Source organism: Nostoc sp. UHCC 0251 (genome assembly GCF_034932245.1).
Taxonomy (GTDB): domain Bacteria; phylum Cyanobacteriota; class Cyanobacteriia; order Cyanobacteriales; family Nostocaceae; genus Nostoc.
Window position 1 is genome coordinate 1632 of the sequence record NZ_JAYGHD010000426.1, and the last position, 7971, is coordinate 9602.

The 7971-nt window shown below is 44.0% G+C and carries 6 protein-coding genes; 1 reads left to right on the forward strand and 5 read right to left on the reverse strand.

The window, feature by feature from the left end:
* Positions 1 to 208 precede the first annotated feature (208 nt).
* The 3 genes from VB740_RS34270 to VB740_RS34280 form a co-directional block, all read right to left on the reverse strand.
* Positions 209 to 406: a hypothetical protein gene (locus VB740_RS34270; RefSeq protein ID WP_323204274.1), complete on the reverse strand. Its 198-nt coding sequence runs from the start codon at positions 404 to 406 to the stop codon at positions 209 to 211.
* A 199-nt stretch (positions 407 to 605) separates the two neighbouring features.
* A complete protein-coding gene (locus VB740_RS34275; RefSeq protein WP_323204275.1) occupies positions 606 to 2198 on the reverse strand; it encodes an alkaline phosphatase D family protein in 1593 nt (530 codons plus the stop codon).
* Positions 2199 to 2317: 119 nt separating this feature from the next.
* Positions 2318 to 3112 (reverse strand): hypothetical protein, encoded by a 795-nt coding sequence (locus tag VB740_RS34280; protein WP_323204276.1) that lies wholly within the window; start codon positions 3110 to 3112, stop codon positions 2318 to 2320.
* 492 nt (positions 3113 to 3604) lie between these two features.
* On the opposite strand from VB740_RS34280, the gene VB740_RS34285 reads away from it, so the two are divergent.
* A complete protein-coding gene (locus tag VB740_RS34285) occupies positions 3605 to 6034 on the forward strand; it encodes a PhoX family protein (protein ID WP_323204277.1) in 2430 nt (809 codons plus the stop codon).
* Positions 6035 to 6261: 227 nt separating this feature from the next.
* Here the strand turns inward: VB740_RS34285 and VB740_RS34290 are convergent, their stop codons facing one another.
* Together VB740_RS34290 and VB740_RS34295 are read right to left on the reverse strand one after the other, a co-directional pair.
* Complete coding sequence (locus VB740_RS34290; protein ID WP_323204278.1) at positions 6262 to 7239, reverse strand: SDR family NAD(P)-dependent oxidoreductase; 978 nt, start codon at positions 7237 to 7239, stop codon at positions 6262 to 6264.
* 68 nt (positions 7240 to 7307) lie between these two features.
* Positions 7308 to 7971: response regulator (locus VB740_RS34295; protein ID WP_323204279.1), on the reverse strand; the 664-nt coding region annotated here is incomplete at its 5' end.

Genomic DNA, 7971 nt, shown 5'->3' on the forward strand with positions numbered 1-7971 from the left:
GCGAGAACTTTGTTAGAGAATTGATTAGCGATCGCAAAACCAGTTAAGGCTCCAGTCCCAATCAAAACTTGTCGCCGTCTCAGGTGTTAAATATGTAGTGAAACCTGATAATTTATAACTTAAATTATTCATTTTTAGCTATTGAAATTTTGAATTACATTTAACTGACTGATTGAATTGCCTCTCAAAGATAAATTTGCTAAATGTCCTAAGTTGACCCAACGCTGTAGAACTCAGCAGCCAACCCACAGCGCTCGGTCATCGCAACTCTTGGAGACGCTGCGCGTAGCTTGCTTCCCCGCAGGGGTACGCCACAACTGGCTAGTAATGTACTAGAAAATACATAGTAAACGTGCGATGGCGTACCCGCCCTTTCCGGTGGCGATCGCACTCTTAGCGTAAGCAAAAAGCTCCTTAATCGTGTAATCTAGTTGGCATTGAGCCGAAACCCTTATGATTTCCTGTAAGATGGTCTAAAAAACCTTATCCTGTCTGCCTTTGAGAATTCGCTACATCAGAGTCAAAAAAGCCTCTATTTACAACGGAAAATCAAGCTTTTTAAACTCATATTGCAGAAAATTACAAACATCTCGGCTTGATACCTACTAGACTTGCGCTACAACTCCCTGATTTGGCAACTCGAAGGAAGCCGCTGTAATGACAGGAGCATTTGGATCAGACACTGCAATTCCGGTAGGTTGAGACTGAGGCAGCAGTCGGTAGTCAGTACGCCAGCGTTCGCGGTTGAGATCGCAGCGAACATAACCGCGCAGTCTCCCATTGAAATATTTTACCCACGGGTTCTGTGGCAATGCTGCTTCTACGTCGAATGTCCAAGGACAACTTGAACTGATCGAAGTACCAACAAACTCAGTTGCTACTGTTTGTGAGTTGGGGTCGTCAAAGTTAGCCTTAAGGTCATTAACCCAGCTAGAATGCCAGTCACCAGTAATGACTACGGGGTTTGAGGGGCGGCGTTGCTGGATGAAACCGAGAATGCGATTGCGAGAGGCAACATAACCGTCCCACTGGTCAAGGTTAAAGACTTTTTCAACTCCGGTATTGTAGTCAAACTGAGCCATGATAGTCTGTTGGGCAATGACGTTCCAGCGTGCGCCAGAGCGATTTAGTCCCTCAAACAGCCACCGCTCTTGCTCCGAACCAGTCATTGTGGCAGTTGGGTCAGTAGCTTCAGCGCATCGCGGCTTACGCCCGTCACCACAGGGTTGATTGGTACGGTACTGGCGGGTATCTAAGACATTGAATTCAACAAGATCGCCAAAAGTCAACCGTCGGTAAAGCTGCAAATCAAGACCTCTAGGCTTTGAGAAGTCCCGCAGTGGCATGTGTTCGTAGTATGACTGAAAAGCAGCAGCACGACGGGCAAGGAACACCGAACGTGATTGTAGTTCGGGGTCTTGAGGAATTTCGTCTGCCCAGTTATTGTCAACTTCGTGGTCATCCCAAGTGACTAGCCAAGGAAATGCAGCATGAGTTGCTTGTAGGTGTGGGTCAGTCTTGTACAGAGCGTGGCGGTTACGGTACTCCTGCAAGGTAAATGGTTCACCATTGCCATCGTGCGATCGCAGCGCAGTTGTACTCGGTGCGCCTTCATAAATATAATCACCGAGATGAACCACTAAGTCCAAATCCTCTTGAGCCATATTTTTGTAGGCGGCATAATAACCGCTTTGCCAGTTTTGACAGGAAGCGAAGGCAAAGCGGAAGCGCTCAACGCGATCGCGCGGATTAGGAGCAGTGCGAGTCCGTCCGATTGGGCTAACTTCATTGCCCACCCTAAACTGATACCAGTACCAACGGGCGGGTTGTAATCCTTGTACTTCTACATGAACAGAGTGTCCCAATTCTGGAGTAGCCATCTGTGTGCCCCTGCGGACAACTTGCTGCATCTTTTCGTCGGTAGCAACCTGCCACTGCACTGGAACATTATATTGTGGCATCCCGCCACCATTGAGCGGATCGGGGGCTAAACGCGTCCACAGCACTACATTATCTGGAAGTGGTTCACCGGAAGCAACACCCAGACTAAAAGGATAATTAGAGAATCGGGGCTGGGCGAGAACTTTGTTAGAGAATTGATTAGCGATCGCAAAACCAGTTAAGGCTCCAGCCCCAATTAATACTTGTCGCCGTCTCAGGCGACTTGAGAGCAAGCGCTCGAAGTTGAAGTTTTGCATATACTCCCCTTATTGTCGCGTTTGAATCACAGCAAAGTTTAACAGCGCAACTTTAATGCTTCTTTGCAATCAGGTTAAGTGTTGATTATTCCAACACAATCCTAATTGTTTAGCCTGAACTAATAACGCGATTTTTGACTATGCTTGAGCGCCGAGAAGGCTCCTAAAATTCCCCAAATTAACAGACTAAATGTTGAATTTGTTTCGGGAATAGCTTGCGCTTGATCAACAAGCAGCCCAGAAATTATTGTTGGTTCACCTACATCTACAACCCCAATGCCTAAGGTATATTCACCATTAGTTGGTAGGGTAAAAGAAAAAGTTTTAAATCCGGTTTCTTCAAAAAAGTTCGAATCAGAATTTCTAGGCAAAAACTCTGTAGTGGTATCTGCCAATCTGAAAAATAAGTTTTGAGAGTTATTACTCACAGTTGCGAAAGCGAAATCATTAAAATCAGGATTGCTATTATCGCCAACTGACTCATTGGTGAGGAAGTTCCAAGCAAAAGATAAGGTTTCTCCTGCTTGTGCTGTGAAAGTTTGTTTGATAGCAGAACCCTCAATCGCATCTGCTAGAAAGTTTTCTCCAAAGAAAGATGATACATCTAGAAAACTTTCTAATGAGTTCTCAGCAATGCCTGTGATGTAGGCAGCAGGAGCGGCACTTCCTCCTAGAACTTCTCCACCATTTTCGTCAACACCAACCACTTCATTATAAGCAGTTGATAGAAAAGCTTGAGAATTTCCTTTTACTGTCCCACTCCCGAAAGCTGAAGTCTCTACTCTGTAATCGCCTAATGTTTGCCAATTGTCAAAGCTATTTTCAAAGCCACCGTTGATGATTGCAGCTAGGGCAGCATTAGGTAGAGCCAAACTTGCAAAGATACTAACAATAGAAAAAACAACCCTATTCATTATTTACTCCTTAATTTTCAGCTTTAACTTTCAATACTGTATTTACTACAAAAGCTATTTATATATCTCTCTATAGCTCAAATTAGAAATCACAAGGTTAACAAGATTTTAAGTAGGCGTTAAAAATAGCAAATTCTCCAATAAACATCCTTGAGATATAAATATTTTTACTTCTTAAGATTGATGTTATTGGTAAAGGTATACCTACATAGTTATAAAGGTAAATTAATATTATTTATGCCAAACAATTAGTTATAAAGTTGAAGAAATTATTGATACTCCTGAGAAGAAAGAGTAATTGTTGCTGAATATGTATCTGTTTTCTAATATTAATTTGCTGAAAATCTGAGTGACTAGATGCAGCCAATAGTTGAAATATTTGATAACGATGAGTAACAAATGATTCTTGTTTATTATTAATCATTTTATAGACAAGAAATGACAAAGATTTTAGGCTACTGATTTCAGTTATTCCTAACAAGAGGTAATCTAATGACTAAATTTTCACGTAGACAGTTACTGGCTTTCTTTGGTGTAAGCGCTGGTGCAACTATTCTAGCTCCTGCGTTTGGAGAAAAATTTTTTGGCGGTAATGCTGCTGATGCGGTTCAACCCCTAAAATTTACCCCAATTCGGTTGCCCCATCCTTTACCGATTTACACACAACAAACAAGCTACTTACCAACAGGAATTGAGCAAGGAAATGTATTACAACCCTCTGCTAATGCCCAGTTAAGTAGCTACAGCATAGTAGACGATGTTGTGGTTCCACCGGAATACGAACGGTATGTAATTGTGAGTTGGGGCGATCGCGTTTTTCCAAATAAAGAAGATTACTTTGGCTACAATAGCGACTACACCAGCTTTATTCCCGTTGATGGGAGAAACCCCAATGACGGCTACCTTTGGAACAATCACGAATACATCTCCTACCCATTTTCTACGACTGTACCTGGCTTCTTAATTGATAGCGGTTTAGGAGGATTCCCCACATCTTACCCCCTAATCATTGGTCGAGATTTACCAGAAGACAGAACTAATATCGAAGTCTTGGGTGAATTCATGTATAACATCGGTGGCTCTGTTGTGCGGATTGCCCGCCCAAACCGCAGTGGGCGCTTTGCTGTGGTGCATGACCCGAATAACCGCCGCATTCACGGACTTTCTGGTTTAGCAATTAATCGCGATCGCACTGATAATTATCAAAACATCACATCTTGGGGTAGCAGAAGTTACCAGCAAGGAGACAACAATTATCTAATTGGTACTGGGCCAAGTGCGACAGAAGTTTTCTCCCTTAGTTCTGACGGACTAGGTAACAAAATCATCGGCACCGGATTTAACTGTTCTGGCGGTACAACTCCTTGGGGAACTGTCTTGTCAGCTGAAGAAAACTTTCAAGCCAGTCCAAGCTCTTTTGTAGGAGTTCAGGAATTTGTTAATCCCAATGGCACACAAACAAGCTACATTGAAGGCACAACAGGAGCTACATTTGGCTTAGTTGGCGAAAAATACGGCTGGATGGTAGAAATTGATCCATCGAGCCAAAGTTTCCGTCCACGCAAACATACTGCTTTAGGTCGCTTCCGCCATGAAAATATCGCTGTGCGTGCGAAAGCTGGACAACCATTAGTGGGTTATATGGGAGATGATCGGCGCGGGGGACACACTTGGAAGTTTGTCAGTTCTGGTACAGTTACAAATCCCACTGATAAAAACAATAGTGGCTTATTTGAAAGCGGCACTTTATATGTCGCCCGTTACAATGCCAACGGTACAGGGCAATGGATTCCTCTAAAACTAGATACGCCGACAAATCCGATTCCACCATCAACTCTCGCTTCTGTAGAAATTGCCGCATTGGGCAAAGCTTCTAATAATGGTAATACTCGGCTACCAAAGCGCAGTGGTATTTTAGGACAAACTGAAAATGGTGGGTCAATTGTTGTCACAATAGAAACAATTACCGAAGACGGAACTATTAGCTCTTATGGTGAGGCTGAAGCTATACCTGCATACAAGGGCAAAAAGTTGTCTGATTTCTACACCAGCCAAGGTGCAGTTTTGGTTGATGCTTTTTTAGCTGCTAATCTAATTGGCGGAACTCCAACGGCTCGCCCTGAAGATATAGAAGTCAATCCGAGAAATCATAACGAAGTCTTTATCGCTTACACAGATGGTGCGCCTTCAGGAGATGGCTATCCTGATTCACGAATCTTTGTGGTTTCTAAGTACAGTGCTAAAGTCAACGCGGCACAGCCTTCAGGGTCACTTTTTAAAATTATCGAAGATAGTGCTGATGGCACAGGTACAACCTTCCGTTGGCAGCGATTTGCTAAAGGTGGTGAAGCAGGTGCAGAACCGGGAGATGGCTTTGCTAACGTAGATAACTTGGCATTTGATAGCCAAGGTAACATTTGGGGTGTCACTGATATGTCTACTGAAGCCCACAATGGTTTCAGCACAGGCGCTAACCCAGAAGTATTACGGGTAGACCATCGGGTAGTGGGTTCTAACTCACCTAGCGCAGATGATTCTAATTTTAATGTCAGAACTTCTAACCTGATTGGGGTTTTTGGCAATAACTTTCTTTTCTTCATTCCCACCAGTGGTTCTGATGCTGGGGAAGTTGTACCTTTTGCTTATGGGCCACCACGCTGTGAGTTGACCGGGCCTACTTTCGTTGGCGATACACTGATTATTTCGGTGCAGCATCCTGGTGAAGAAGTTCCATTCACCCCTCAGCAAACTCTCAGCCGAGATATTGAGATTTTGAACTTGGATGGCACTTTGTTTACTCAAAAACGCAGTGTGCCTCGTGGTAGTAATTGGCCCAGTAACATTGAGGGGAATTCTGAGGGGCCACCACGCTCAAGTGTGATTGGGATTCGCCGCAAACAATCAAGCGGTCGCTTTGTTTAAAAGCTTAACCGATTTGTGACCAATGCCACTTTGAAGCAACGCAAAAAAGTGAGGTCATCGTGAAATGAGCAGGGGGAGCAGAGAGAGTAAAGAGAAATTTTTAGTAATTTTTACTACCGGAATAGCTTTAAATACAGTTGTTTCTTTCTCTCCCCCTACCTCCCCTGCTCCCCCTGCCTGCCTTAACAGATAAATTTGCTTAACCCAAGCGTATTGCCCAATGCTCATTAAATCTTAGGCGAACTAAGTGCCCCCAGTAGCAGTAGTGACCACGGCACTTTAATATCGGGTATAAGCCATGAGTAATTTCTCAGTACAGGTAATGCAGCTGGCAGCAAAAAACGCAAAGAACGTAGCGATGCAGGTTGATCGCCATTTTCATCTACAATTCCATATTTCTTAGCTAGTTCGGCAACAATCTGCACACGTCCTGTATGGCGCATGACATTTGGCTCACCAGCAAGTGCAGCAATCGCCCGTCCAGTTAATAAGGGAGTTTCCCAGTTGTAGCGATCGCTAAGAAATGAGTTATTCTTTTCAGTAGCATTGCTTTGATTCATTTCAGAAGCAAAACGGGAAAAAAGCTCAGTCCCAACAATACCTGGCCAAATTGAAACAGAAGCCACATTATGAGGTTTTAACTCAACAGCCATATCAGCTGCTAGGCGATCGCAAGCTGCTTTACCAACACCATATACTGTCTTAAAAAGATAAGACATTCCACCCCATGAGGAAATGGTGCAAATTAGTCCAGAGTTACGCTTAGTCATCATTCGGGCAGCAAAAACACTCGCAATATAGTGGCTACGAAGACCAACGTTATTGCTAGCATCCCAAATACTTGGTTCACAATCCCAAAAGGGTTGTCCATAGGCGTTTTTTAATGCCTGAACTCCTGAGTAAGCATTATTCACCAGTAGGTCGAGTTGTCCATCCTGTTCATCTTGGATGCGCTCAAACAGCAAACGCACCTGCTCATCGTCGCTGTGGTCTACTTGGACGGGAATGCACACACCACCAACTTCCTCTATGGCCGCTTGGGTTTCGCTAAGACTCCCTGAAACTCCATCACCGGAAGAGTTGTTGAGGCTGCGCCCGGTAACATATACAGTTGCCCCAGCCTCACCCAAACCAATAGCAATTCCCCTACCAATCCCCCGCGTAGCACCTGTTACCAATGCCACTCTACCCTCAAGATGTCTCATAATAATCCCTTTTCTCTGCTCCCTGCTCCCCCTGCTCCCCCTGCCTCCCCTGCTCCCCCTGCTTTTGATTAACGGTATAGCCAAACGCGTAATAGTGAAAGCAGTTGCTCAGTATCTACGGGTTTGGTAATGTAATCAGATGCGCCTGCTTCAATACACTTCTCGCGATCGCCTTGCATGGCTTTAGCGGTCAGTGCAATAATCGGCAAAGATTTAAATTGCTCGTTTTGGCGGATTAAGCGTGTTGTTTCGTAACCATCCATTTCTGGCATCATGACATCCATCAAAACGACATCAATATCTGGTGTAGTTTCCAACAGGGTTATCCCCTCTCTGCCGTTTTCAGCATATAACACTTGTATTTGATAACGCTCCAGCATACTTGTCAGCGCAAAGATATTACGCACATCGTCATCGACAATTAGCGCTTTCTTGCCAGCGAGTAAGTGGTCTATGGAATGCAGTTGTTCAAGTATTTCTCGTTTGGGTGTAGGTAAATTTGCTTGGATTCGGTGTAAAAATAATGCTGTTTCGTCAAGGAGACGTTCGGGCGATCGCACATCTTTAATGATGATTGTTTCAGCAATCCGTCTGAGTTCTGTTTCTTGAGCTTTGCTAATTTCTCTACCTGTATAGACAATGATTGGTAAATTTCTGCCGTGAGGTAAAAGCTTTATCTGACTTTTCCCGTTAAGTCTCTTTTGCAAGCTGCCAACCTTCACAAAGGTCATG

Excerpts from the sequence above, each read along its gene's own strand:
- VB740_RS34275 (WP_323204275.1), bottom strand. The coding sequence starts at position 2,198 with ATGCAAAACTTCAACTTCGAGCGCTTGCTCTCAAGTCGCCTGAGACGG.
- VB740_RS34280 (WP_323204276.1), bottom strand. The coding sequence starts at position 3,112 with ATGAATAGGGTTGTTTTTTCTATTGTTAGTATCTTTGCAAGTTTGGCT.
- VB740_RS34285 (WP_323204277.1), top strand. The coding sequence starts at position 3,605 with ATGACTAAATTTTCACGTAGACAGTTACTGGCTTTCTTTGGTGTAAGC.
- VB740_RS34290 (WP_323204278.1), bottom strand. The coding sequence starts at position 7,239 with ATGAGACATCTTGAGGGTAGAGTGGCATTGGTAACAGGTGCTACGCGG.